Annotated in this window: 19 protein-coding genes; 7 read left to right on the top strand and 12 right to left on the bottom strand. The window is 67.0% G+C overall.

Going from position 1 to position 26,160, the window contains the following annotated elements:
* Positions 1-32 precede the first annotated feature (32 nt).
* Complete coding sequence (locus tag JOF56_RS31815; RefSeq protein WP_209643151.1) at positions 33-473, bottom strand: Rossmann-fold NAD(P)-binding domain-containing protein; 441 nt, start codon at positions 471-473, stop codon at positions 33-35.
* A 120-nt stretch (positions 474-593) separates the two neighbouring features.
* Between JOF56_RS31815 and JOF56_RS31810 the strand changes: the two genes are divergently transcribed.
* Entirely contained in the window at positions 594-4,262 is a 3,669-nt protein-coding gene (locus JOF56_RS31810) for a family 78 glycoside hydrolase catalytic domain (protein ID WP_209643150.1), read from the top strand.
* Between the two features lie 42 nt (positions 4,263-4,304).
* Here the strand turns inward: JOF56_RS31810 and JOF56_RS60260 are convergent, their stop codons facing one another.
* Genes JOF56_RS60260 through JOF56_RS31785 form a run of 5 tightly spaced genes read right to left on the bottom strand, consistent with a single transcriptional unit; the run spans position 4,305 to position 10,962 of the window.
* Positions 4,305-6,752 (bottom strand): CBM35 domain-containing protein, encoded by a 2,448-nt coding sequence (locus JOF56_RS60260; RefSeq protein WP_209643149.1) that lies wholly within the window; start codon positions 6,750-6,752, stop codon positions 4,305-4,307.
* Between the two features lie 60 nt (positions 6,753-6,812).
* Positions 6,813-7,724 (bottom strand): carbohydrate ABC transporter permease, encoded by a 912-nt coding sequence (locus JOF56_RS31800; RefSeq protein ID WP_209643148.1) that lies wholly within the window; start codon positions 7,722-7,724, stop codon positions 6,813-6,815.
* Entirely contained in the window at positions 7,721-8,611 is an 891-nt protein-coding gene (locus tag JOF56_RS31795) for a carbohydrate ABC transporter permease (protein ID WP_209643147.1), read from the bottom strand. Before JOF56_RS31795 ends, JOF56_RS31800 begins: the two co-directional genes overlap by 4 nt.
* Complete coding sequence (locus tag JOF56_RS31790; RefSeq protein WP_209643146.1) at positions 8,611-9,918, bottom strand: ABC transporter substrate-binding protein; 1,308 nt, start codon at positions 9,916-9,918, stop codon at positions 8,611-8,613. The genes JOF56_RS31795 and JOF56_RS31790 overlap by 1 nt, the downstream gene beginning before the upstream one ends.
* 27 nt (positions 9,919-9,945) lie before the next feature.
* The gene (locus tag JOF56_RS31785) at positions 9,946-10,962 is read right to left on the bottom strand and encodes a LacI family DNA-binding transcriptional regulator (RefSeq protein WP_209643145.1); all 1,017 of its coding nucleotides are present in this window, start codon (positions 10,960-10,962) and stop codon (positions 9,946-9,948) included.
* Positions 10,963-11,027: 65 nt separating this feature from the next.
* Here JOF56_RS31785 and JOF56_RS31780 point away from each other — a divergent pair, with 65 nt between their 5' ends.
* From JOF56_RS31780 to JOF56_RS31770, 3 genes are all read left to right on the top strand, one after another.
* Positions 11,028-12,995: an alpha-galactosidase gene (locus JOF56_RS31780; RefSeq protein ID WP_209643144.1), complete on the top strand. Its 1,968-nt coding sequence runs from the start codon at positions 11,028-11,030 to the stop codon at positions 12,993-12,995.
* A 149-nt stretch (positions 12,996-13,144) separates the two neighbouring features.
* Positions 13,145-13,804, top strand: coding sequence for a GntR family transcriptional regulator (locus tag JOF56_RS31775; protein WP_209643143.1), 660 nt, complete (start codon positions 13,145-13,147; stop codon positions 13,802-13,804).
* A gap of 138 nt (positions 13,805-13,942) precedes the next feature.
* A complete protein-coding gene (locus tag JOF56_RS31770) occupies positions 13,943-14,449 on the top strand; it encodes an SgcJ/EcaC family oxidoreductase (protein WP_209643142.1) in 507 nt (168 codons plus the stop codon).
* Here the strand turns inward: JOF56_RS31770 and JOF56_RS31765 are convergent.
* The gene (locus JOF56_RS31765) at positions 14,446-15,807 is read right to left on the bottom strand and encodes a sensor histidine kinase (protein ID WP_209643141.1); all 1,362 of its coding nucleotides are present in this window, start codon (positions 15,805-15,807) and stop codon (positions 14,446-14,448) included. The two genes, JOF56_RS31770 and JOF56_RS31765, sit on opposite strands and share 4 nt — an antisense overlap.
* A complete protein-coding gene (locus JOF56_RS31760; RefSeq protein WP_209643140.1) occupies positions 15,807-16,484 on the bottom strand; it encodes a response regulator transcription factor in 678 nt (225 codons plus the stop codon). The genes JOF56_RS31765 and JOF56_RS31760 overlap by 1 nt, the downstream gene beginning before the upstream one ends.
* Positions 16,485-16,583: 99 nt before the next feature.
* Between JOF56_RS31760 and JOF56_RS31755 the strand changes: the two genes are divergently transcribed.
* The 3 genes from JOF56_RS31755 to JOF56_RS31745 all read left to right on the top strand — a co-directional run bounded on the left by JOF56_RS31755 (position 16,584) and on the right by JOF56_RS31745 (position 18,876).
* A complete protein-coding gene (locus JOF56_RS31755) occupies positions 16,584-17,327 on the top strand; it encodes a TerC family protein (protein WP_209643139.1) in 744 nt (247 codons plus the stop codon).
* 101 nt (positions 17,328-17,428) lie between these two features.
* The gene (gene trxA, locus JOF56_RS31750) at positions 17,429-17,797 is read left to right on the top strand and encodes a thioredoxin (protein WP_209643138.1); all 369 of its coding nucleotides are present in this window, start codon (positions 17,429-17,431) and stop codon (positions 17,795-17,797) included.
* Between the two features lie 194 nt (positions 17,798-17,991).
* Positions 17,992-18,876, top strand: coding sequence for a class I SAM-dependent methyltransferase (locus JOF56_RS31745; protein WP_209643137.1), 885 nt, complete (start codon positions 17,992-17,994; stop codon positions 18,874-18,876).
* 74 nt (positions 18,877-18,950) lie between these two features.
* On the opposite strand, the gene ahcY is transcribed toward JOF56_RS31745, so the two are convergent.
* The 4 genes from ahcY to metK are packed head-to-tail and all read right to left on the bottom strand — an operon-like array spanning position 18,951 to position 26,148.
* Complete coding sequence (ahcY, locus tag JOF56_RS31740) at positions 18,951-20,402, bottom strand: adenosylhomocysteinase (protein ID WP_209643136.1); 1,452 nt, start codon at positions 20,400-20,402, stop codon at positions 18,951-18,953.
* Positions 20,403-20,412: 10 nt separating this feature from the next.
* Positions 20,413-23,934: a methionine synthase gene (gene metH / locus JOF56_RS31735; RefSeq protein WP_209643135.1), complete on the bottom strand. Its 3,522-nt coding sequence runs from the start codon at positions 23,932-23,934 to the stop codon at positions 20,413-20,415.
* The gene (locus JOF56_RS31730) at positions 23,931-24,920 is read right to left on the bottom strand and encodes a carbohydrate kinase family protein (RefSeq protein WP_209643134.1); all 990 of its coding nucleotides are present in this window, start codon (positions 24,918-24,920) and stop codon (positions 23,931-23,933) included. The genes metH and JOF56_RS31730 overlap by 4 nt, the downstream gene beginning before the upstream one ends.
* Before the next feature lie 37 nt (positions 24,921-24,957).
* On the bottom strand, positions 24,958-26,148 hold the full coding sequence (gene metK, locus JOF56_RS31725) for a methionine adenosyltransferase (RefSeq protein ID WP_209643133.1): 1,191 nt from the start codon (positions 26,146-26,148) through the stop codon (positions 24,958-24,960).
* Positions 26,149-26,160: the final 12 nt, after the last annotated feature.

The following is a 26,160-nucleotide window of genomic DNA, read 5'->3' as shown; positions in this document are numbered from 1 at the left end:
ATCTGCTCGCTTACGATTGGACTACACGACGGTCACCGGTCCTGGAAGTAGTGGCCTTCGTCGAGGTCAGGGATCAGCTCGATCTCACCGGGGTGCCAGCCCAGCTGCTTCTGGGTCAGCACGCTGGAAGCCACGACGCTGGCCGCCAGGAAACCTGCCAGCCAGCCGAAGTGCCCGGCCGCGTCCTCGGGGGCGATCGCTCGCACCCGCAGCCGTAGATGCCGGCCGATGACCTCGGCGATGTCCCTCAACAGCACACCCTCCTCGGCGACACCGTGAAACCGTGCACCCGCGGGCGCTTGTTGCAACGCCGCGGTGAACAGGCGCGCGGCGTCGTACCGGTGCACGGCCGGCCAATGGTTGGACCCGTCGCCCAGATATCCGGAAACGCCGGTGGCGCGGGCAATACTGATCAGCTCCGGGACAAAGCCGTGATCACCCTTGCCATGCACTGTCGCCGGCAGCCGCACCACCGAGGCTCGGACACCTCGCGCGGCGTTGCGATCACGTGACGCGTTGATTACTGTTCCTTGCAGCGCGCTGATTGAAACGTTTAAACACAGACGTTCGGCCAGCTGAGTGGGAGCCCTGCCATGCCCCGTAACAGCCGCCGCACGGTATTCGCCGTGCTTGTCGTGTCCATGATCCTGTCCGTCCTCGCCGTGCCGAGCCGGCCCGCGAACGCCGCGGTGCCCGTCAGTTTGACTGGGGCACAATGGGTCTGGTTCCCCGAGGGCGATCCACGGGTGAGTGCGCCCGCCGCGCACCGCTACTTCCGCAAAACCTTCACCGTGACCGCAGGCGCGGTCACCGAGGCTCAATTGGTCGTGACCGGCGACGACACGGTCGACGTCTGGCTCAACGGCAAGCCGCTCGCCGCGTCCGCACGGGATGGCGATTCCTGGCGCCGCGCCATCTTCGTCGACCTGCGACCCGCGTTGACCGTCGGCACCAACACGATCGCCATCGCGGCGCGCAATACCTCCGCAGGCCCGGCCGGGATCGTCGGCCGTGGGCGCGTGGTCACCGCGGGCGCGACGACCGACCTGATCACCGACAACAGCTGGAAGTCGGGCCAGACAGTCGCCGAGGGATGGGAACGGCCCGGCTTCGACGACAGGACATGGCCTTCGGTCGCCGATCTCGGTACGTACGGCGTCGCACCGTGGAACACCGACGTTGTCGCACCGAATCCGGAGCTGGCGTCACCGCTGCGGGTGGCGAACGGCACTGTCGAACACCGCTCCGACCCGCTCGGGGTCGACGCACAGCGCCCCCGATTCGGCTGGACGCTGACATCGGCGACAGCACAGCAGCGCCAAGCCGCCTATCAGGTCGCGGTCTCGACCAATGCCGGTGACATCTGGGACAGCGGCCAGGTCGCTTCCGGCCAGCAGGTGGACATCGGCTACGGCGGTCCCGCACTCCAGTCGCTCACCCGGTACTCGTGGCGGGTGCGAGTATGGGACGGCCAGGGCCGGACCAGCGACTGGAGCGCGACCTGGACCTTCGAAACCGGTCTGCTCGCAGCGGCGTCCGAGTGGACCGCCGCCTTCATCGGCCAGGCCCCGGTCGCGCCCGGACTGTCCGGGGCGACGTGGATCTGGTATCCCGAAGGCGATCCCGTCGCCGGGGTGCCGCCTGCCACTCGTTACTTCCGCCGCACGGTCAACCTGGCCACAGCGCCGGCCCAGGCCACGCTGGTGATCACCGGAGACGACACGGCCGACGTGTGGGTCAACGGGACACAGGTCAGCGCTTCGCCCCGGGTGCCGGACTCATGGCAGAGCGCCGCCGTGGTCGACTTGAGCGGCAAACTCGCCGCGGGCACCAACACAATCGCGGTGCGCAGCGAGAACACAAGCCAGTCGCCTGCCGGGGTGATCGGCAAGCTCGTTGTCCAAGGTGGACAGACTGTACTCACCGACGCGGGCTGGAAGGCCAGCCAGGACGGCCCATCGGGCTGGCAGCAGAGCGGCTTCAACGACAGTGTCTGGCCCGCCGCACGCGCACTCACCGGCTACGGCACCGGCCCCTGGGCGTCCAACGTCCGAGTGACCCAGCCCTCTCCCCTGCTGCGTAAGGACTTCTCGGTCAGCAAGCCGGTGGCCACTGCACGGCTGATCACCACGGCACTCGGCCTGCAGGAGACGCGTCTCAACGGCCAGCGAGTCGGCGCGGATGTGCTGGCCCCAGGCTGGACCGACTACAACAAACGGCTTCAGTACAAGGTCTACGACGTGACAGGGCAGATCCGGCAAGGCTCCAACGCGCTCGGCGCCTGGCTGGGCAACGGCTGGTATTCGGGCAGCCTCGGCATCGGCGGCAGCCAGCGGTACGGCACCCAACCGTGGTATTCGGCCCAGTTGCGGCTCACGTTCACCGACGGCACCAGCGCGACTGTCCAGACCGACAACAGCTGGAAGGTCACCAGCGGCCCGGTCCGCAGCGATGACCTCTACCAGGGCGAGACCTACGATGCCCGGCTCGCCGTGTCCGGATGGGACAGCCCTGGCTTCAACGACAGCACATGGTCCGCACCTGTCCAGCGGACCGCCGCCAAGCCCAACCTGGTGTCCCAAGTAGACAACGGCGTCACAGTGCAGCAGGAACTTCAGCCGGTGTCCATCAGCCAGCCGCGGCCTGGTGTCTGGGTGTTCGACCTCGGACAGAACTTCAGCGGCTGGAACCGGCTCGCCGTGCGAGGACCTGCCGACACAACAGTCAGCATGCGGCACGCGGAAGTGCTGAACGCCGACGGCACGATCTACACGACCAACCTGCGTGCGGCGCAGGCGACTGACCGGTTCACGTTGGCAGGCACCGGCGGTGTGGAGACCTACGAGCCCCGGTTCACCGTGCACGGCTACCGGTATGTCGAGGTCACGGGCTTGCCCGACGGCACAACACCCACCACGGGCATGATCACCGGCCGGGCCGCGTGGACCACCGGCGCCCAGCCGGGCACGCTGACCACCTCCAACGCGCTGGTCAACCAGTTGCAGCACAACATCGTCTGGGGCGAGCGGTCCAACATGCTGTCCATCCCGACCGACTGCCCCCAGCGCGACGAGCGTCTGGGCTGGACCGGCGACATCGGGATCTTCGCGGCCACCGCCACCTTCAACGCGCCGATGCAGAACTTCTTCGGCAAGTACGCCGACGATCTCGTCGACGCCCAACGGTCCGACGGCGCTTTCACCGACGTCGTGCCCGCGGTGCTCGACAGCGCGGGACGTGCCGGTTGGGGTGACGCGGGCGTGATCGTGCCGTACACGATCTGGCAGCGTTACGGCGATGTCGGGGTCATCGACGAGCACTTCGCCGCCATGGCCAAGTGGGTCGACTACCTGCGCGGCACATCAGGCAGCGATCTGATCCGCGACCAGTGGACCTACGGCGACTGGCTCAACGTCAACGACAACACCGCGCAGGACCTGATCTCCACGGCCTTCTTCGGCTGGTCGGCCAGGCTGGTGTCACGGATGGCCGCGGCCACCGGCCGTACCGCCGAGGCCGGCTCGTACGGACAGCTCGCCGACCAGGTCGCGGCCGCCTTCACCAACAAGTTCGTGGCGGCCGACGGCACGATCGGGTCCAACAGCCAGACCGGCTACGTCCTGGCGCTGGCGTTCGGCCTGCTCCCCGGAAACCGGCAACAGGCCGCGGCGGACAAGCTCGCCACGAAGGTCGCCGCGACCGGCGGGCACCTGTCAGTGGGATTCCTGGGCGTGGAGAACCTGTTGCCCGTGCTGGCCGATCACGGCCACCTCGCCACCGCGTACCAGATCCTGCTCCAGCCGGGCTTCCCCGGCTGGGGATACATGCAGAGCAAAGGCGCGACAACGATCTGGGAGCGCTGGGACGGCATCCGGCCGGACGGCAGTTTCAACGACCCCGGCATGAACTCCTTCAACCACTACGGCATGGGCTCGGTCGGCGACTTCCTCTACCGCCAGGTCGGCGGCCTCGGCCCGGCCAGTCCCGGCTACGCCACCCAGCTCATCGCCCCCAAACCCGGCGGCGGCCTGACATCGGCTCGCTCCGCCTACGAAACACCCTACGGAAGCGCAGTCAGCGACTGGTCAGTCTCCGCGGGCACGATCACCTTGCGAGTGACAGTCCCCACCGGAACCTCGGCCACAGTCAAGGTTCCCACCGGTCAACCGTCCACAATCACCTACCCGGCGGAGGCAGTGCCCACCGGCACCGCGACATTCCACGTACCCGCCGGCTCGTATGTGTTCACAGCGCGAGTCTGAAAACAAGGGGCCTCAGGCGATTTGCCTGAGGCCCCTTGTGGTTCAGCTGAGTGGTGCGAGTTCGATGCGGTCGATGTCGGGTGCGTAGGTTGTGGCGTTGGCGAAGCTGAGGCTGTTGCTGCCTGCCTTGAGGGTTACGGGGATTGCGAGCGACCAGAACTGGTTCCAGCTGTAGGTGTTCCGGAAGGTCGCCCGCTGGGCTGGGCCGCCGTTGACGGAGATGTCCGCTGTGCGGGAGACGACGTTGGTGTTGTAGTTGCCTGAACCGGCTCGTTCGTCGTTCGCGTAGTGGACAATCAGGACGTAGTTGCCCGCGCGGGGTGCCTGAACCCCGTTGAACGTGAGCGTGTTGGCTGCTCCTGTGCCGATGTAGCCGACTGCCTTTCCGCCTGACGCGTAGATGTTGTCAGCCACGCGGGCGACACCAGCAAGTGTCGCGTTCTCGGCTTCCAGTGCGGTGACACCGGTCTGATCCGCGGCAGGCGTGACACGCAGGCCACGCATGACGGTCAGGGCATTGGACACGACGGAGACGCGGTTGATCCCGGCGATGAGGAACACCCGGGTGGACGACTTGAGCGTGCCGATCCGGGTCTTCCCGATCTCGAGGGTGGCCAGTCCACTGTGGTCGGACTTGATCTCGTAGTATCCGGCCGTGGGGGCGTAGACGTCGAAGATGCTCTTGCTGCCACTGGGCAGCAGGACCTCGCCCAGTCCGGAGAAGTAGCAGTAGAGGGCGTTGCCTGACGTTTCCGCGAGCGTTGCCGGGTAGTCGGTGCCCGGCGCCGGAACAGCACTCAGCTCGATCTTGTCGAGCGTCACCTCGCCACGATCCTTGGCAAGGCTGAGGGTGTGCGTCCCCGCGGTGAGCTTGACGGGCATATCGACAGCGGCTCGGTAGGTCCAGTTCAACGTGCGCGGATACTCGGCCAACCCGACCTGCACACCGTCGACCTTGACCACCTGCCTGGCCGGTGCGTCGGTCTGGTTCCCGTACAGGATGCGGAGACTATAGGTTCCGGCCGACGGCACGGACACGGTGAAGTCGACCTTGCTGTCGGGCCGGTTGAGCGATCCGACATCCTTCGTCCCGGAGGCAGCATATCCGTTCGGGTTGCTGACTGTCCCTTGCGTGTAAACGGTTCCGGAAGTGATGGCCGCGTTTTCGGCCTCATAGTCCGCACTCCACGGAACACTGGCCGCTTGCGGTGCGCCGATGCCCGCCGGCGTGAGCACGATCCGGTACGCGGACATCTGCTTCATGCCCGTCAGCGGCACGGTCAGAGATCCGTTCGCGCCAATCGGCTGAACGGCACGGCGAAGCACCTTCGGCGGCGCGGAAGTGCCCTCATATCCGGTCCAGGCTGCCTCTTCGACGGTCACGACCACCTTGCTGCCGAACACCGAACGGTCGGCGCCACGCAGGACGACGTCCGCGCTGCCGTTGGTGCCACCGACAAGGACGTGCGCCTGCCTGCGGTTGCGGTCGACACTGGCCAGGCCCTGGAGCGTGTCGATGGTCTCCGGCTTGGGCGGGGTGACCGAAACCGTCTGACCGGACATGCCCGCGTACCAACGGAAGAACCACCAGGAGCCATTCGGGCTGTTGGTGCCCACGGTGTTGCCATCAAGGTTGCCGGCGATGTCCCAATACGGCTGATCGGCGTAGACCTTGGTGTCCTCGAACATCGACACCCACTGCACCATCTGGCCGGGCACGGACAGATCGCGGCGGTTGGCGTACTCGTTGATGCTGATGACCCGCGGCGAGATGCCGTTGGCCCGCTCCAGGTCACGGTAGGCCCGGTAGGAGGCCCGATACGTCCGCAACGAACTGGACGACAGTTCGTGCCAGGTGATCACGTCCGGCAGGACGTTGTTCGCCTTGGTCCACGCCAGGAAGTCGGCCATCAGCCGGCCGTGGTAGGCGGTCTCGTTGGGCCCGGCGATCCGGGCGCCCGGGTCGAGCGCGCGAATGCGCTGGTAGACGGTCTTCCAGTCGGCGAAGAAACGGTCCCGGTTGCGTTCGTACGTGGCCTGGTCGCCGACGCCCAGGCCGTACCAGATCGCGTCCGGCTCGTTGAACGGCACGTAGATCATGGCTTTGCGGTGCGGGCTCGCCGCGATCTTGCGGACCATGACATCCACTTTGGACAGATAGTCCGCGATGCCGAGGTCCTCGTACGGCCACTCTTTGTAGATGTCCTGCATGTAGACCTGGATATCGCCGCCACCGTTGCGGCGGAAGCTGTCGGCGACCGCGAGGGCGTCCCCGTTGGGATGCTGCAGACCGTCCGGCGCCTTCTGCGCGATCGAGGTGATCTTCAGCGGCGCCAGCAGGTTGTCGCTGGGCACACCGTCGTCGGACAGGCCGTACAGCGAGCCGTTGCCGCCGTGCAGCACCGGGCCGGCGGTCTTGCCCAGGTCGACGATCAGCTGCTCGGCTTGTGCCGCCGCGGGCAGCGGGGAGAAGAGCGTTAGCGCTAACACAAGGCCGAGTGCACCACAATGTGCGCGGACCATGTCGATCCTTTCTGACAGATGCAGGGACTATTTCACGGCACCGCTGGTGATCCCGGCCACGATCCGGCGCTGGGCCACCAGGAACACCACGACCATCGGCAGGCTCATCAGCACCACGTAGGCGAAGATCAGGTGCCAGTTGTTGAGGTACAGCGAGGCGTTGGCGACCTGGTAGAGGTTCAGCGGCGCCGTCGCCAGGCTGCCGCCTCCCAGCACGAAGAACGAGTAGAACACGTCGCTCCACGCATAGAGCATCACCATGATCGTCGCGGTGGCGATCACCGGCCGGAGCATCGGCAGGATGATCGTGCCGAAGATGCGTACCGGACCCGCGCCGTCGATGCGGGCCGCCTCCTCCAGCTCGACCGGCACCGTGCTGCGGATGAACCCGGTCATGAAGAAGATCGAGGTGGACAGGTACATCCCGGTGTACACCGCGATCATGCCGGGCCGGGTGTTGGCCAGGCCCAACTGCCGCAACTCCATCACGATCGTGATCACCGCGGGCGGCAGCAGCAGCCCCGAGATCGTCACCGCGTAGGCCGCCGACACGAGCTTTCCCTTACGACGAGCGAACACCCACGCGGCACCCGCACCGAGCACAAGCACCAGCGCGACTGACGGAAGCACCACCAGGACACTGTTGAGCAGGCCCTCGATCAGCTTGCCCTGGCTCATCGCGGTGCTGTAGTTCTCCCCCGGCTGCCAGTTCTGCGGCAGCGCGAGGTTCGGTTTGATCGCTTCGGCCTGTGGCTTCGCCGAGGTGACGATGACCAGCCACAGCGGCACGCCGATCGTCAGCACGGCAAGCACGATCACCACAAACGGCCTGATCAGCGAGGCCGGTTCACGCCTGCGCCGCGGCCTTGGTGGCGCAGACCGGTGTGCGGGGATGACGGGCGTGGGCTTGGTCGCCGTGGTGATTGCTCGCGTGGTCACAGCACGTGCTCCCGTCGCCGCAGGCCGATCACGACCGGGATCGCCAGCAGCACGACGATCCCGAACAGCACCAGGCTCATCGCCGACGCCTGGGCGTACAGGCCCTGGCCGAAGATGCGGAACATGTAGATGTTGAACACCTCGGTCTGCGCGGCCGGGCCGCCCTTGGTCGTGGCCTGCACGATGTCGAACGTGTTCATCGAGCCGATCAGCGCCGTGGTGACGTTGAACGTGACCGCAGGGGCCAGCATCGGCAACCGGATCGACCAGAACGTCCGCCACCGCGACGCACCGTCCACTTTGGCCGCCTCGAGCATCTCGCCGGGGACGGACTTCAGGCCCGCCAGGTACACGAGCATGGCCAGGCCCATCCATTTCCAGCCGTGCACCAGGGTCACGACCAGCAGTGTCCATGTCGGGCTGCCCAGCCAGGGCACGTCGACGTGACTGCCGGTGAGATCCGACAGGATCTTGTTCACCGCGCCGTCCTGGGCCAGCAGGGCCTGGAACAGGTATCCCACGGCCAGTGCCGAGATCAGCACCGGCAGGAAGAACAGCGCCCGGAAGAACCGGTTGAACCTGGTGTCACGCTCCAGCAGCAACGCCAGGCCCAGCCCGAAGGCGTTCTGGAAGATCGCCACGCCGACGGCGTAGAGCACGGTCACCCGGATCGCCCGCATCAGCGACCCGTCCTGCCAGATCGTCTCGAAGTTCGCCAGTCCGACGAAGCCGATCCCGCTCTTGAACGCCGACCAGTCGGTGAACGGGTAGACGAAGTTGAGCAGGTTGGGCAGCAGGAAGAACACGGCGAAGACCGCGATGGCAGGCAGCGCGAACCACCACGGCTGCGCCGCGGCCCTCCTTCTGGCGGACGGGATCGCAGTCATCAGAAGCCCGCTGCCCCTTGCGCCTTGGCGACCTGCGCGAACTGGTCCTGGGCGGCCTGGGCGACCTCCTGGGGCGTCTTCTTGTCGTAGATCATGTCCGCGAGGGCCAGATGCATGTCCGGTGCGTTGATCGCCTTGACCTGGAAGACACCGATCGCGTCCGGCAACGCCTTCCACTGGTCGACGGCGGTCTGCGGCAGGCCGTCGGGGTTGGGCACGTCGGTGCGCACGGACACGAACTTCATCGCCTTGATGTAGTCGGCGTAGCCAGGGCCGAGCAGATAGGCCAGGAACTGCCGGGAGGCGTTCTGCCGCTTCTCGTCACCGGTGCGGAACGCGACCACGCCGTTGGTCTGGTCCGGGGAGTACAACGCCTTGGCGGCGTCCTTGGCGATCGGGAACCAGCCGAGTGTGTCGTCGATCTCCTTGGAGCTGTGGCCGGCCTGGATCTGGGTCTGCAACGAGGTCACGTTCAACGCCATCGCGGCCTTGCCGGCGAACAGGTCCAGCCCCTGGTCGGTGAAGGTCCCGGTGCGGTAGTTCGGCTGCGCGAGACCCGCGTCGAGCACCTTCTGCTTGTAGTCGGCGATCGCCTGGACCACCGTGGGATTGGTCCACTTCTCCTGGTTGGAGTTGAGCTTGTCCCAGAAGGACTGATCAAGCCCCGTCAGCTGGACCTGGACCTGCCACTGCAGCGGCCACTTGTCGCCGCCGACCTCGAAGAACGGCGGCACACCGGTCTTGTCCTTGATCTGCTGGGCCTTGGCCAGCAGATCCGGGTAGGACTTGGGCATCTCGGTGATCCCGGCCTTGGCGAACACGGCCTTGTTGTAGTACACACCCAGCACTGCCGGACTGGAAACGATTGCGGCGTAACGCTTTCCGTCGATCACCCCGAGGCCCTGCTCGATCTTGCCGAGCTTGCCCACCCACGGCTCGTCGTCCAGCGTGAGCAGATTGGCCGCGGGCCGGATGGCCGGCAGGGTGCTGCCGGTGGGCTGCCAGAACAGCAGATCCGGTTTCTCCCCGGAGGCCAGCCGCGTCGGCACGTTCGACTCGTACGGGTCCGGGATGACAACAGTGTCGATCACAGCCCCGGTGGCCTTCGCGAACGCCTCGATCGCGGGTTTCGGCTGGTTGACACTGTTCTGCGCGGTCCAGAAGGTCAGGTGCACGCCGTCCAGGCGAGCGGCCGGGTCGGCGACAGGAGTAGGCGCCGGGCCGGCGCCCGCCGCAGTCGTGGGGTCGCTGCACGCGGACAGGAGTGCACACAGCAGCGCTAAACAAGGCAGGAGAACGCGCTTCATCGGGGTCCTCGGTTGTCAGGGTGGGTACTAGGCCGGAGAGCCGGTGCTCTCGCGGATGATCAGGTGCGGCGCGATGACCGGTTCGGCGATCTGGTCGTGCAGCAGCGAGAAACACGCCCGGCCCAGGCCGGCGAAGTCCAGCCGGACCGTGGTCAGCGAGGGCGTGAAGTAGGCGGACTGCGGGGCGTCGTCGAAGCCGATCACGCTGACCTCGCCGGGGATCGCCCGGCCGGCCTCGTGCATCGCCCTGATGACGCCCAGGGCCAGATCGTCGTTGCCGCACAACACAGCCGTCACGGACGGATCAGCGGCAAGCATCCGTCCCGCTTCATATCCTGCTTTGGTGTCCCAGCCGTCACCCAGTGGCTCGGGCACGGGGGCACCCGCTTCCAGCAGGGCGGTCCGCCAGCCCGCGGCTCGCGGACTGGACTCGGTCAGCAGGGGAATCGCCACGTAGTGCACGGTCCGGTGGCCCAGACCGAGCAGGTACCGGGTGGCTTCGGCCGCGGCCGCCCGGTCGTCGGTCCAGATCCACGGCCGTTGCCGGCCTTCGTCGTCGGCCGGTGTCTCGACCGCGACCACGTGCGGCACATCCTCCGGGATCATCCGTTGTGCCTGGACCCCGGCCTTGTCGTAGGCGATCACGATCAAGGCGCCGCTGTCGTCGACGGCGTGCTCGACGGCGGCGCGCACTGCCGTCTCCTCATCGGATTCGAGCACCGAGATGGCCAGTGACATGCCTGCCGCCCGGGACGCCTCCTCGATGCCTTGCAGCACGGCGGCGTACCCGTACAGCGTGGTGTTCCCGGTGAGCACGGTCAGTGCCCGGGTCCGTCCGTGGGCCAGTGCGACCGCGGTCGCGCTGCGCCGGAAGCCGAGCTCCTCGACCGCGGCCAGGACCCGGTCGCGAGTGGCCTCCTTGACCTTCGAACTGCCGTTGATCACGCGCGACACCGTCTGGTGCGAGACGCCGGCAGCCTTGGCCACATCCCTGATGCTCGCCGCTTTGGGGCGAGAGCTCGTTGTGTGACCGGTCACATCCATGCCAGAATTGTTATCGCTAACATTCGCCCCTGTCAACCAGCCGCCGCCGATCACGGGAGTCACGCGTGCAGATCCTTCGCCTGGGTTCCTTCGAGTTCGACCTGGCCCGGCCGCTGGTCGAAGTGCTGGTCTCCGGCCACGGCAGCCTGTGGTCGGGCCAACGGGCCATCGAGACCGCAGTCGGTGCCCGGCTGACCTACCAGGGCCACGACCAGCGGACCCGGGACGGGTGGCGTGAAGCCCGGATCACGTTGCGGGACCAGGAGACCGGGCTCGTCGCACGGTTTCATGTGGAGGCTCCGACCGGCATCCCGGCGATCCGCTCGTGGGTGGAGCTGACCAACACCGGCCCGGACCCGCTGACCGTCCAGGCCGTCACGTCATTCGTCCACTATGGATTCGAGTGGCCGGATTCGCTGACCCTGCACTGGGCGGACAACGAGTGGCTGGCCGAATGCCGCTGGCAGCACCGGCCGCTGCGGGACCTGCTGCCCGACGTCAACAGGTTCGCCCATCAGCACGATCCCCGCAGCTGCTTCGCGATCGGCGGCCGGGGCAGCTGGTCGACCAGCCGTCACCTGCCCACAGGCGTGCTCACCAGCGGAACCGCTTCCCTGGCTTGGCAGATCGAGCACAGCGGCGGATGGCGTTGGGAGGTCGGCACCCGCGACACCGGGTACTACCTCGCGTTACTCGGGCCGACCGACGAGTACAACCAGTGGCGGCGACGTCTGTTGCCCGGCGAGTCGTTCACCAGCGTGCCCGCAGCGGTCGTCCAGTCGACCGCGGGGTTCGACGGCGCCATCGCCGAACTGACCCGCTACCGGCGCCGGATCCGCAGGCCGCACCCGGATCACGACCGGCTGCCGGTGATCTTCAACGACTACATGAACACACTGATGGGCGACCCGACGACCGACCGGCTTCTCCCCCTGGTCGACGCCGCGGCCGACGTGGGCGCGGAGTACTTCTGCATCGACGCAGGGTGGTACGACGACGACGCCGAAGGCTGGTGGGACGCCGTCGGCGCATGGGAACCGGCGACCGCACGGTTCCCGGGCGGCATCACCGAAGTACTGGACCGGATCCGCGACCGGGGCATGGTGCCGGGACTCTGGCTGGAACCCGAGGTGGTCGGTGTCCGCAGCCCGATTGCCGCCACCCTGCCGGACGACGCGTTCTTCCACCGTGACGGCGTCCGGCTGGTCGAGCACAACCGCCACCAGCTCGACTTCCGGCACCCGGCAGCCCGCGCGCACATGGACAAGGTCGTCGACAGGCTGGTGAACGATCTGGGCGCCGGATACCTGAAACTCGACCACAACATCAACGCGGGCGCGGGCACCGACGTACGGGCCGACAGCCCCGGCGCCGGACTGCAGGAGCACGTTCTCGCGTACTACCAATGGCTTGACGACATTCTCGACCGCCATCCCGATGTGGTGATCGAAAGCTGCGCCTCAGGCGGGCTGCGAATGGACTACGGCATGCTGGCCCGTACCCAGCTGGTGTCCACAAGCGACCAACAGGACTTCCGACACTATCCGCCCATCGCCGCGTCGGCCCCCACTGCCGCGCTGCCGGAGCAGACAGCGATCTGGGCGTACCCGCAGCCCGACTTCACCCTCGACGAGATCGCCTTCACGTTGTGCGGCGCGATGCTGGGCCGCGTGCACCTGTCCGGTTTCCTCAACCGGATGGACGAGGACCAGCTGAACCTGGTCACCCAGGCGATCGAGATATACCGGACGATCCGCCCGGACCTCACGCAGGCTGTCCCGTTCTGGCCGTTGGGCCTGCCGGAATGGACAAGTCCCTGGCTCGCGCTCGGTATGCGCACCAACGACGTCACCTACCTCACGGTGTGGCGCCGCGGCGGACCGGGCGAATACGTGATCGACCTGCCCAGGCAGGCAGGCGACGCCGAGATCCTGTACCCACGCGACTCAGCGGCAAAACTCAGCTGGGCCGGCGAACAGCTCACCGTCGAACTCCCCCACGAACGCTCCGCCATCCTCCTCAAACTCCGATAACGGGTTTTGTTTTGCCCCCAAAGTGGCTTTCGGAGCATCCAACGCTCCCAACGCCACTTTGGGGGCACACTCGAGCGGGCTTTCGCTGCTGGGCTGAGCCGGTCGGTAACGTTGTTAACATTGCTACATTCGATCGGAGGTAGGTAGCAGTGGCTGAACAGCGCAAGGTGGCTCCGGCGCGCCGCCGGGGTCTGGCCGACGAGGTCGCGGACCGGATCAGGGAGGCCGTCTTCAGCGGGGCGTACGCGCCTGGGTCGCAGTTGCGCGAGGTGGAGCTTGCCGAAGCGCTGGGCGTCAGCCGTGGCCCGGTGCGCGAGGCCCTGCTCCGGCTGGAACGTGAGGGCCTTGTCCGCAGCGAGTGGCATCGCGGCGCCACCGTGACGACCTTGTCCCCACAGGATGTGTCCGAACTGGACAGTCTGCGCGGCGCACTCGAACAGCTCGCTGTCCAGCAGGTGGTCGCCCACGCTTCCGACGATGACCTCGCGGCCATCGAGAAGGCGGCACGCCGGATGGAGCGTGCCGACGACGAGCACGAAATGGTGCGCTGCGACATCGAGTTCCACGATGCCGTCTACGCCGCTGCCGGGCACCAGCGCCTTGAGGAGGCCTGGCAGGCCATCCGCTCCCAGGTACACCTGTTCCTGCTGACGCGGATCGGCGTCAGCTCCGACGGCTACCTGTCGACCATCCCCGGTGAGCACCGCGACCTGGTCACCGCTCTGCGGACCCGCGACGCCAAGACCACGCTCGACCTCTTCGCCGAACACCGCCGTCACGCCTTCGAGGTACTCAACCAACGCACTTGACAGGTCGTAGTCACCCGCCGGCGCGAAGACTTTACCGAAAAGCTGGCGTTCTCCTGGCGTTCTGTTAGCCGGGCCTTTCCCTTGCCACCTCCACAGTGGAGGTATCAGATCACCCGATCAGGCAAGGGGTACAGGACAATGCGTAACAAGGTTCGGATCGGCGCAGTCGCTGCGGCAGCGGGGCTGACGCTCGTCGTCGCGGGATGCTCGACCGGCGAGGCGCAGCCGGCCGCCCAGCCTTCATCCACGCCCCAGGTGGTTCCCACCGCGCAGGACATCGCCCGGCAGTTCGACATCTGGAACACCGCGCTGGCCACCGGCGACCCCAACAAGGTCGCCGACCTGTACGCGCCGGACGCCGTGCTGCTGCCGACCGTGTCGAACAAGGTGCGGACCGACCGCGCCGGGATCGTCGACTACTTCGAGCACTTCCTGGCCAGCAAGCCGTCCGGCGTCATCGAGCAGGAAGTGATCAACGTCCTCGACCCGGACACCGCGATCAACACCGGCGTCTACCGCTTCACCCTGACGCAGAACGGCGTCCAGCAACAGGTCGAGGCCCGCTACACCTACGTCTACGAGCTGCGCGACGGCAAGTGGCTGATCATCAACCACCACTCGTCGGCCATGCCCGAGAAGAGCTAACCGGCAGCCCGCAGGCAGATCCGGACGCACAACCCGCCGCCGGCGGCATCGGCCAGACTCACGGTGCCGCCGTCGTCGGTGACCAACTGTTTCACAATCGCCAGGCCCAGACCGGATCCCGACGGCCCGGTCGTGCCGCGGCCGCGCCAGAACCGGTCGAACGCACGCTGCCGTTCGGCCTGCGACAGGCCGGGCCCCTCGTCGGAGACCTCCAGCACAAGGTCGTCTTCCTCGCGGTGCGTCCGGACGGTGATCGTCCCGCCTTCCGGCGACACCTCCAACGCGTTGGACAGCACGTTGTCCAGCACCTGTTCCAGGTTGCCCGCGCTGACGAGGACTTCCTGCTGGCTCGCTGTGTGGTCGGCGCGCAGGTCGACGCCGCGCTCGGTGGCGAAAGCTCGCCATACTTCGAAACGGTCGTCGACCACGTCCGCGACACGCACCGGTTCCGGCGTGCCCACCGCGGCCTCGGCCCGCGCCAGCGTGAGCAAGCCGTTGACCAGCCTGCTCATCCGCACGACCTCGGCAGTGGCCAGTTCGATGTCCTCCCGCACCAACGGATCCGGCGACCCGTCGGCGATGTTGTCCAGCGACAGCCGCAAAGCCGTGAGCGGAGTTCGCAGCTGGTGGGAGGCGTCGGCGATGAAGGACCGCTGCGATCGGACCAGCGTGTCGATCGTCTCCGCGGCGTTGTTGAGGGTACGGGCCAGAGTCTGGGTCTCGGTCGGCCCGGTCTCCTCGGCACGGGCGCCGAGATCGCCGTCCCGCAGGCGGCGCGCCATCCGGTTGAGCTCGCGGAAAGGCCTGGTCAACCGGCGCGCCAGCAGCGCGCCCAGCATCGCTGCCACGATCAGTACGGCCAGCGCGAGCACCGCACGGAAACCCCAGATCTGCAGCTGGCGTTCGTTCAACGGCCCCGACGGATAGCTGACCCGCACAGCCCCGACCACGGCACCTGTCGAGTCCCGTGCTGGTCGGGCGAGCACCAGCCCTTCTTCACCCAACGCGGGCGCGTCACCCCACTGTACGCTTTCCCGCCCGCTCAGCGCGGTCGTGAACGCCGCGTCATCCGGCTCGGCAGGCATCGGCAACGGCCGGGCCGGGCCCCTGTCGGCGAGCAGAACGTCCAGCTTGCCGTGCGTTTCCTGCTGGTAGGCGGCGGCCAGCCGGGCCAACGCCTGCCGCGAGGGCGTGTCCGAAGCGGCGAGCAGCAACGCCGCGGTGGCGGCCTCCCGGCGCACAGAGGTTTCCAGGTCACCGCGCAACTGATTGGTCAGGACAAACGCGACCGGTACCGTGAACCCGGCGATCGCGACGGCGACCAGCAGCACGTAGCTGACGACAAGCCGGCGGTTCATCAGGACGTGACCAGCCGGAAACCGACTCCCCGCACCGTTTCCACGGTCACGGCGTCACCCAGCTTCCGGCGCAACGCACCGATGTGGACGTCCAGGGTCTTGGTCGGGCCGAACCAGTTGCTGTCCCAGACCGCTTCCATGATCTGCTCCCGGGTCAGCGCGGCACCGGGTTCCTCGGCCAGGAACGCCAGCAGGTCGAACTCCTTGGGAGCCAAGGAGATCTCCGCACCGTCCAGATGCACCCGGCGGGCCCGCCGGTCGATCACGAGCCGCCCACCGGCATAGCTGTCCGCCGTGGGCGCGGCGGCTTGAACAGTCTTGGATCGCCGCAGCACGGCACGCATCCGGGCGATGACTTCCCTGACACCAAAGGGTTTGGAGACGTAGTCGTCCGCGCCGATCTCCAGCCCGACGACCTTGTCCACCTCGTCGGCCCGGGCACTGATCACGATGATCGGGACGTCACCGCGGGCCCGCAGCTCCCGGCAGACGTCCAGGCCGTCGGTGTCCGGCAGGCCGAGATCGAGCAGGACCAGCTCCGCGGGCGCCGCGGCCAGCGCGTCCGCGCCCGTCCGGACCCAGTCGACCTCGAAGCCGTACCGGCCCAGGCCGCGCCGCAACGACTCGGCGATCGGCTCGTCATCCTCTACCAGCAAAACCCGCACGCGGCAGATCATGCCACGCCCATCGCGCAGGGCGACTCATTCGTCGTCCACTATGGATCGGCCGGTCGGGTAGGTTGGGTCGGGACCAGGCGACTACCGAGAGGCGTGCCCGTGGAGTGGATCACCGACCCCGCGATCTGGGTGGCGTTCCTGACGCTGCTGCTGCTGGAGATCGTCCTCGGTATCGACAACCTGGTGTTCATCTCGATCCTGTCCGACCGGCTGCCGCCCGAGCAGCGCAAGAAGGCCCGGACCATCGGCCTGAGCCTGGCGCTGATCACCCGGCTGTTGCTGCTGGCGGCGCTGTCGTGGGTGGTGGGCCTGACCGCGCCGCTGTTCACGGTGTTCGGCCACGAGATATCCGGCCGGGACCTGATCCTGCTCGCCGGCGGGATATTCCTGCTGGTGAAGGCCGTTCACGAGATCCACCAGACGCTGGAGGGCGCGCAGGAGAGCAAGGCCCGTACGGCGGTGTCCTTCCGCGCGGTGATCTTCCAGATCGTGCTGCTGGACATCGTGTTCTCGCTGGACTCGGTGATCACGGCCGTCGGCATGGTCGACGAACTGGCGGTGATGATCGCCGCCGTGGTCGTGTCCATGGTCATCATGCTGGTGTCGGCCGGCGCGATCGCCGGTTTCGTGCAACGCCACCCGACGGTGAAGATGCTCGCCCTGGCCTTCCTGGTGCTGATCGGCGCCAGCCTGGTCGCCGAAGGCCTCGACGCGCACATCTCCAAGGGATACATCTACGGCCCGATCGCCTTCTCCATCGCCGTGGAGATGCTCAACCTGCGGATGAGCTCGCTGAAGGCGAAGGCCAAGGCGAACCAGAAGCAGGCGAGCGAGACCGAATAGGTCACGCGCCCCGCTGTTGCTCTCCCCACTCACTCGGCCGGCCGGAACATTTCGGGCGCCGTCTTGGTTGTCCTGGGTAACGAGTGGACAAGGAGATCACTGTGGCGACCGTCGAACTGACGACCGAGAACTTCAACGAAGTCGTGAACGGCCCGGGTGTGGTGCTGGTCGACTTCTGGGCGTCCTGGTGCGGTCCGTGCCGGATGTTCGCTCCTGTCTACGAGAAGGCGTCCGAGCAGCACCAGGACATGACCTTCGGGACGGTCGACACCGAGGCGCAGACCGAGCTGGCCCAGGCGTTCGGGATCTCGTCGATCCCGACGCTGATGGTCGCCCGCGACGGTGTGGTGGTCTACGCGCAGCCTGGGGCGTTGCCCGAGCCGGCGCTGGCGGATCTCATCAGCAAGGTCCAGCAACTCGACATGGACGAGGTGCGCGCCTCGATCGCCGCCCAGCAGCAGCAGCAGTGAGCGAGTTCCTGCTTCGGTAGCCGTGCCGATAGTGGGATGTACAGACAGTAAGGGGCGCAACAGAAGCGCAACAGGGGCTGTCCAACCGCGTCACGCGCGTACGTCTTGCGAGGCGTGTGAGTCGTGCGTTTTCCTCATCACCGACATCCGGGCGCCTGACGGGCCCACCGGATCAACGGAAATGGGGTCTAGGAATGACGACGCTCGAGAACAAGTCGGGAAGCCCTGAAGTCGACGCCATCAGACATCACTACGAGATCAGCAACGATGTCTACCGCATCCTGCTGGGCGAACCGATGATGTACTCCGGCGGGTACTGGTACGAGGGCGAGGACCTGCGGGAGGCTCACGACGAGGCGCAGTACCGCAAGCTGGACAAGTTCATCGACGACGCCAAGGCGGCCGGCGCCGACAAGGTTCTCGACATCGGCAGCGGCTGGGGCACCATGCTCGACCGCGTCACCCGTGTGCACGGCGCGAAGAAGGCCGTCGGCGTCACGCTGAGCCGCACCCAGAAGGAATGGGTGGACGCCAAGGGCAACTCCGACGTCGAGATCATCGTCGAGAGCTGGGCTGACCACACCGCGGACGAGCCCTACGACGCGGCGTTCTGCGTCAACGCGCTCGAGCACTTCGTGCTGTCCAGCCTGCCGTCCAAGGAGCGGATCAACGAGTACCGCAAGTTCTTCCAGAAGGTGCAGGGCCTGCTCAAAGTGGACGGCCGGTTCGTGCTGCACATGATGACGATCGAGCCGCTTGTCCCGCAGCGCAAGCTGATCGACGACATCAAGTTCCTGCAGCGCGAGGAGTTCAAGGGCTGCTACATCCCGCCCACGCACGAGCTCATCCAGGCGATCGGCAACAAGTTCGAGATCGTCGAGATCAAGAACGAGCGCGAGTCGTTCTCCCAGGCGTGCCGCGCGTGGCTGCTCAACCTCGCTGACGAGCGGGAGCGGGCCGTCTCGCTGTCGAGCGAAGAGGTCTGCCAGCGCTTCGAGCGCTACTTGGACATCTTCGCGTACACCCTGGAGGACAAGATCTTCAACAACTTCCGCATCGTGCTGTCGCGCAACCCCTGAACATGGGGAGAAACACGAACGCGGATGTGCTGAGCGCACATCCGCGTTCGGTGTTGTAACCCCTATAAAGGCCCCTAGTAGCGGTAGTGCTCGGACTTGTAGGGGCCGTTGACGTCCACTCCGATGTACTCGGCCTGCTCCTTGGTCAACGCGGTGAGCTCGCCGCCCAGTGCCTCCAGGTGGATCAGGGCGACCTTCTCGTCGAGTTCCTTGCGCAGGCGGTACACCTGGCGGTCGTACTGGCTGTGCTTGGTGAACAGCTCGATCTGGGCGATCACCTGGTTGGAGAAGGAGTTCGACATCACGAACGACGGGTGGCCGGTGGCGTTGCCGAGGTTGAGCAGCCGGCCCTCCGACAGCACGATGACCGAGTGGCCGTCGGGGAACACCCATTCGTCCACCTGCGGCTTGATGTTGACCCGCCGGATGCCCTCGACCTTGGCCAGGCCGGCCATGTCGATCTCGTTGTCGAAGTGCCCGACATTGCCCACGATGGCCTGGTGCTTCATCTTGGCCATGTGCTCGGCCAGGACGATGTCCTTGTTGCCGGTGGTGGTGATGACGATGTCGGCGATGTCCAGCACCGACTCCAGCCGCGCGACCTGGTAGCCGTCCATCGCGGCCTGCAAGGCGCAGATCGGGTCGATCTCGGTGACGATGACGCGGGCGCCCTGGCCGCGCAACGAGTCCGCCGAGCCCTTGCCGACGTCACCGTAGCCGCAGACCACCGCGACCTTGCCGCCGATCAGCACGTCGGTGCCGCGGTTGATGCCGTCCACAAGGGAATGCCGCATCCCGTACTTGTTGTCGAACTTCGACTTGGTCACCGAGTCGTTGACGTTGATGGCCGGGAACAGCAGCTCGCCCGCGTCGGCCATCTGGCTCAGCCGCAGCACGCCGGTCGTGGTCTCCTCGGTGACGCCCAGCACGCCCGCACCGATCGCGGTCCACTTGCCGAGTGTCTTGCGCAGCAGGCCCAGGACGACCTTCCACTCCTCGGAATCGCTTTCCTGGTCGGGCGGGACGACACCGGTCCGCTCGTACTCGGTTCCCTTGTGCACCAGCAGGGTCGCGTCGCTGCCGTCGTCGAGGATCATGTTCGGGGTACGGCCGCCGGGCCAGGTCAGCATCTGCTCGGTGCACCACCAGTACTCCTCCAGCGTCTCGCCCTTCCAGGCGAACACCGGTGTCCCGGCGGGGGCGTCGACTGTCCCGTTGGGACCGACGGCGATCGCGGCGGCCGCGTGGTCCTGGGTGGAGAAGACGTTGCAGGACGCCCAGCGCACCTCGGCACCGAGCTCGACCAGGGTCTCGATCAGCACGGCCGTCTGGATGGTCATGTGCAGCGACCCGGAGATCCGGGCCCCGGCCAGCGGCTTGGCCTCGCCGTACTCACGTCGTAACGCCATCAGGCCGGGCATCTCGTGCTCGGCCAGCCGGATCTCCTTGCGGCCGAACTCGGCGAGGGACAGATCGGCGACCGCGAAGTCCAACTCAGGCGAGGCCGATATCGAGCGTGCGGACATTCCAGGTCTCCTATGTGTTGAAGTACTTGGCTTCGGGGTGGTGCAGGACGATCGCGTCGGTGGACTGCTCGGGATGCAGCTGGAACTCGTCCGACAGCTTCACGCCGATCCGGTCGGGCTCCAGCAGGTCCACGATCTTGGCCCGGTCCTCCAGGTCCGGGCAGGCGCCGTAGCCCAGCGAGAACCGGGCGCCGCGGTAGCCGAGCTTGAAGAACTCCTCGATGTCCGGCGGGTCCTCGGCGGCCACCGACTTCCCGGTGGACCACAGCAGCTCCTGGCGCATCCGCCGGTGCCAGTACTCGGCGAGCGCCTCGGTCAGCTGCACGCTCAGGCCGTGGACCTCGAGGTAGTCACGGTAGGCGTTCTCGACGAACAACTGGCCGGCGAAGTCGTCGATCGCCTGGCCCATGGTCACCACCTGGAACCCGACGACGTCGACTTCTCCGGATTCCCTGGGGCGGAAGAAGTCCGCCAGGCACATCCGGCGATCCTTGGGCTGCCGGGGGAAGGTGAACCGGGTCCGCTCGGAAGCGTCGGGCGACGGCTCGCTCAGGATCACCAGGTCGTCGCCTTCGGCAACGCACGGGAAGTAGCCGTACACCAGCGCGGCGTGCGCCAGGATGCCGGCGGTGGCAAGGCGATCCATCCAGGCCCGCATCCGGGGCCGGCCATCGGTCTCCACCAGCTCCTCATAGGACGGGCCTTGTCCTTTGCGGACACCCTTGAGACCCCACTGGCCCATGAACAGCGCGCGTTCGTCGAGCATCGCGGCGTAGTCGGCGACCTTGACGCCCTTGACGATCCGGCTGCCCCAGAACGGCGGCGCGGGGATCGGCACATCGGTGGCGACATCCGAGCGGGAAGGCACCGGTTCGTCAACCTCCTTGGCCCGCCGGGCCTCGGCGATCCGGAGGGCGCGTTCCCGGCGCGCTTTCCGTTCGGCTGCCTTCGCCACCGCTTCGGCGTCCACCGCGGGCGCGTCACCGCGCTTGGCCGCCATGACTGTGTCCATCAACCGCAGGCCCTCGAACGCGTCCCGGGCGTAGTGGACGTCGCCGTGGTACACCTCGGTCAGGTCGTTCTCCACGAAAGCCCGGGTCAGGGCCGCGCCACCGAGCAGGACCGGCCAGCGTTCGGCCACGCCCCGGGAGTTCATCTCCTGGAGGTTCTCCTTCATGATCACGGTGGACTTGACCAGCAGCCCGGACATGCCGATCACGTCGGCATCGTGTTCCTGCGCGGCGTCCAGGATGGTGGTGATCGGCTGTTTGATGCCGATGTTGACCACGTCGTAGCCGTTGTTGGACAGGATGATGTCCACCAGGTTCTTGCCGATGTCGTGCACATCGCCCTTGACCGTGGCCAGCACGATCTTGCCCTTGCCCGCGGAGTCCGTCTTGTCCATGTGCGGTTCCAGGTGCGCCACCGCGGTCTTCATCACCTCTGCGGACTGCAGCACGAAGGGCAGCTGCATCTGGCCGGAGCCGAACAGTTCACCGACGGTCTTCATGCCCGACAGCAGCGTGTCGTTGATGATCTCCAGCGCCGGCTTCTCGATCAGTGCCTCGTCCAGATCGGCTTCCAGGCCGTTGCGTTCGCCGTCGACGATCCGCCGCTGCAGCCGGTCGAACAAGGGCAGCGCGGCCAGTTCCTCGGCGCGGGAGGCCTTGCTGGACGCCGCGGTCACGCCTTCGAACAGCTCCATGAACCGGGTCAGCGGGTCGTAGTCCTCGGCCCGGCGGTCGTAGACCAGGTCCAGCGCGACCTCACGCTGCTCGTCGGGAATCCGTGCCATCGGCAGGATCTTGGACGCGTGCACGATCGCGGTGTCCAATCCGGCCTGCACGCATTCGTTCAGGAAAACGGAATTGAGCACCTGACGGGCGGCCGGGTTCAACCCGAAGGACACATTGGACAGTCCAAGAGTGGTCTGCACGTCCGGGTAGCGCTGCTTGAGACCGCGGATCGCCGCGATGGTCTCGATGGCGTCCCGGCGGGACTCCTCCTGGCCGGTGGCGATCGTGAACACCAGCGTGTCGACGATGACGTCACTGGTGGCAAGGCCCCACTTGCCGACGATGTCGTCGATCAGCCGGGCGGCGATCTCGATCTTCTTGTCGGCGGTGCGAGCCTGGCCCTCTTCGTCGATGGTCAGCGCGACCACGGTGGCACCGAACTCACGGACCATGTCCATCACCTTGACGAACCGCGAGTCCGACCCGTCGCCGTCCTCGTAGTTCACCGAGTTGACCGCGCACCGGCCACCGAAGTGCTCAAGCCCGGCCTGCAGCACGTCCACCTCGGTCGAGTCGAGCATGATCGGCAGCGTGGAAGCGGTGGCCAGCTTGGCCGCCAGCTGCCGCATGTCGTCGGCACCGTCGCGGCCGACGTAGTCCACGCACAGGTCCAGCATGTGGGCGCCGTCGCGGGTCTGGTCGCGGGCGATCTCCACACAGTCCTCGAACCGGCCCTCCAGCATCGCCTCCCGGAACGCCTTCGAGCCGTTGGCGTTGGTCCGCTCGCCGATCATCAGCACCGAGGAGTCCTGCTTGAACGGAACAGCTTGATACAGCGAGGAAACACTGGGGTCGATGTGCGGGCGGCGGGCAGCGGGCGTCAGCCCGGACACGGCGTCGACCACGGCGCGCAGGTGCACATCCGTTGTCCCGCAACAACCACCGACCATCTGGACGCCGAACTCGGTGACGAACCCGGCCAGCGCCTTCGCCAGGCCCTCGGGCCCCAACGGGTACACCGCACCGTTGGGGCCCAATTCAGGGAGTCCGGCATTCGGCATCACCGACACGCCGATCCGGGCGTGCTTGGACAGATGCCGCAGGTGCTCGCTCATCTCGTCCGGGCCGGTCGCGCAGTTGAGCCCGATCAGATCGATGCCCAGCGGTTCCAGCGCGGTCAGGGCGGCACCGATCTCGGTGCCCAGCAGCATGGTCCCGGTGGTCTCCACGGTGACATGCGTGATGATCGGCACCACGCGCCCCTCGATCGCCATCGCCCGCTGGGCGCCGATGATCGCGGCCTTGCACTGCAGGACGTCCTGGCAGGTCTCGACCAGGACCACGTCCACACCACCGGCGAGCAGACCACGCACCTGTTCGGCGTACGCGTCGCGCAACACCGCGAAAGGCGCGTGTCCCAACGTCGGCAGCTTGGTGCCGGGGCCGACGGACCCGAGCACGAACCGGGGCTTCTGCGCGGAGTACTCGTCCGCGGCTTGCCTCGCCAGCGCCGCACCGGCGTAGGAAAGCTCGTAAATGCGTTCCGGCACATCGTATTCGGCCAGGTTGGCCAGGTTCGATCCGAACGTGTTGGTCTCGATGGCGTCCACGCCGGCCTCGAGATAGCTGCGGTGCACCGACAGCACGACGTCCGGCCGGGTGACGTTGAGGACCTCGTTGCAGCCCTCGAGACCGGTGAAGTCGTCCAGGGTCAAGTCGTGTTCCTGCAACGCCGTGCCCATCGCGCCGTCCGCGACCAGCACTCGTTGTCCAAGCGCGGCAAGGAAATCACTCATCGCCAGCCTCCACGTGGCAAGTGCGGAGCTACGTCCGCGGCGGCGTCCGGCCCGTAGGTGTCCCGGATCCGCTCGAGCAGCACCGCCGGATCGAGGCGGTATTCCTGCGGTCCGGCCACTTCCAGCACGAAGGACGCCAGTGCGCAGCCGGTCTGGGCGGCGCGTTCGTACCCGAGACCCCACTGCAGGCCCGCGATGAAACCTGACCGGAAGCCGTCGCCGACGCCGGTGGGGTCGACGGGGTCAAGCACCGTCGCCGCCGCCACCTGCACGGATACGCCGTCGGCGGAGTCGATGCGAACGCCCTTCTCCCCCAACGTGGTGACCCACCGGCCAACCTGGGACAGCACGTCGTCGCGCGTCCAGCCTGTCTTGGACAGCAACAGATCCGCCTCGTACTCATTGGTGAACAGCAAGGCCGCGCCCCGCACTAACGCCTGGATCTTGTCCCCGGGAAGCCAGGCCAGCTGCTGCGACGGATCAGCGGCGAACGGATACCCGTTGTCCCGGCATTCCTCGGTGTGCCGCAGCATCGCGCCCGGGTCGTTCGGGCTGATCAGCACCAGGCCGGCGCCTTCGACCCGGTCGGCGATCGGGCGCAACGCGATCTCGCCCGCCTCGCTCATCGCACCCGGGTAGAACGACGCGATCTGGGCCTGTACCTGGTCTGTGGTGCACACGAATCGCGCGGTGTGCCGGTCGGCCGAGACGTGTACGAACCGGGTGTCCACGCCCTCGGAGTCCAGGAACGCCCGGTATTCGGCGAAGTCGTGGCCCACCGAGCCCACCAGCGCGCTGTCGACGCCCAGCCGGGCGAGGCCGACGCAGATATTGGCCGCGACCCCGCCACGGCGGATGTCGAGTGTGTCGACCAGGAACGACAACGAGACCGCGTCCAGCCGATCGGCCAGGAACTGGTCGGCGAACCTGCCGGGGAACACCATCAGGTGGTCGGTCGCGATCGAACCGGTGATCAGCACGCGCATCGGGGCACCTACTTCCTTTATCGGCGAACAGCCGTCGTCAGCCGAAGACCGCGCGCAGCGCGTCGGCACGGTCGGTGCGCTCCCAGGGCAGGTCCACGTCTGTCCGGCCGAAGTGCCCGTAGGCGGCCGTCGGCGCGTAGATGGGACGCAACAGGTCCAGGTCGCGGATGATCGCGGCCGGGCGCAGGTCGAACACCTCGGAAATGGCCTGCTGGATCTTGACCGGGTCGACGGTCTCGGTGCCGAACGTCTCCACGAACAGGCCGACCGGAGCCGCCTTGCCGATGGCGTAAGCGACCTGGACCTCGACCCGGGACGCCAGACCCGCCGCGACGGCGTTCTTGGCGACCCAGCGCATCGCGTACGCGGCCGAACGGTCTACTTTGGACGGATCCTTGCCGGAGAAGGCGCCACCACCGTGCCGTGCCATGCCGCCGTAGGTGTCGACGATGATCTTGCGGCCGGTCAGGCCCGCGTCACCCATCGGGCCACCGACCACGAAGCGGCCGGTCGGGTTGACCAGCAGCCGGACGTCAGAGGTGTCCAGCTCGAGCTGCTGGAGCTCCGGCAGCACCACGTGCTCACGGATGTCGACCGCGAGCAGCTTCTCCAGGTCGATCCCGTCGGCGTGCTGGCTGGAGAGCACCACGGTGTCCAGCCGGACCGGCTGGTCGCCGGCGTACTCGATGGTCACCTGGGTCTTGCCGTCCGGCCGCAGGTAGGGCACCACACCGTCCTTGCGGACGTGGGTGAGGCGCTGGGAAAGCCGGTGGGCCAGGGCGATCGGCAACGGCATCAGCTCGGGGGTGTCCGAGCACGCGTAGCCGAACATCAGGCCCTGGTCACCGGCGCCCTGCTTGTCGATGTCGTCCTCGGCCTGCTCGACCCGGGACTCGTACGCGCTGTCGACGCCCTGCGCGATGTCCGGGGACTGCGAACCGATCGCGACGTTGACACCGCACGAGTCACCACAGAAGCCTTTGACCGAGGAGTCATACCCGATCTCGAGGATCTTCTCCCGCACGATCCTCGGGATGTCGACGTAAGCGTCGGTGGTCACCTCGCCCGCGACGTGCACCTGCCCGGTGGTGATCAGGGTCTCCACCGCGACCCGGCTCGCCGGGTCCTGGCCCAGCAGTGCGTCCAGCACGGAGTCGCTGATCGCGTCGCAGATCTTGTCGGGATGTCCCTCGGTCACCGACTCGGAAGTGAACAGTCGACGTGACATGGCTTCCTCCTT

The organism is Kibdelosporangium banguiense, from assembly GCF_017876405.1.
Classification (GTDB): domain Bacteria; phylum Actinomycetota; class Actinomycetes; order Mycobacteriales; family Pseudonocardiaceae; genus Kibdelosporangium; species Kibdelosporangium banguiense.
The sequence above is the reverse complement of the archived record's forward strand: the minus strand, read 5'-3'. Positions and strand labels throughout refer to the sequence as shown.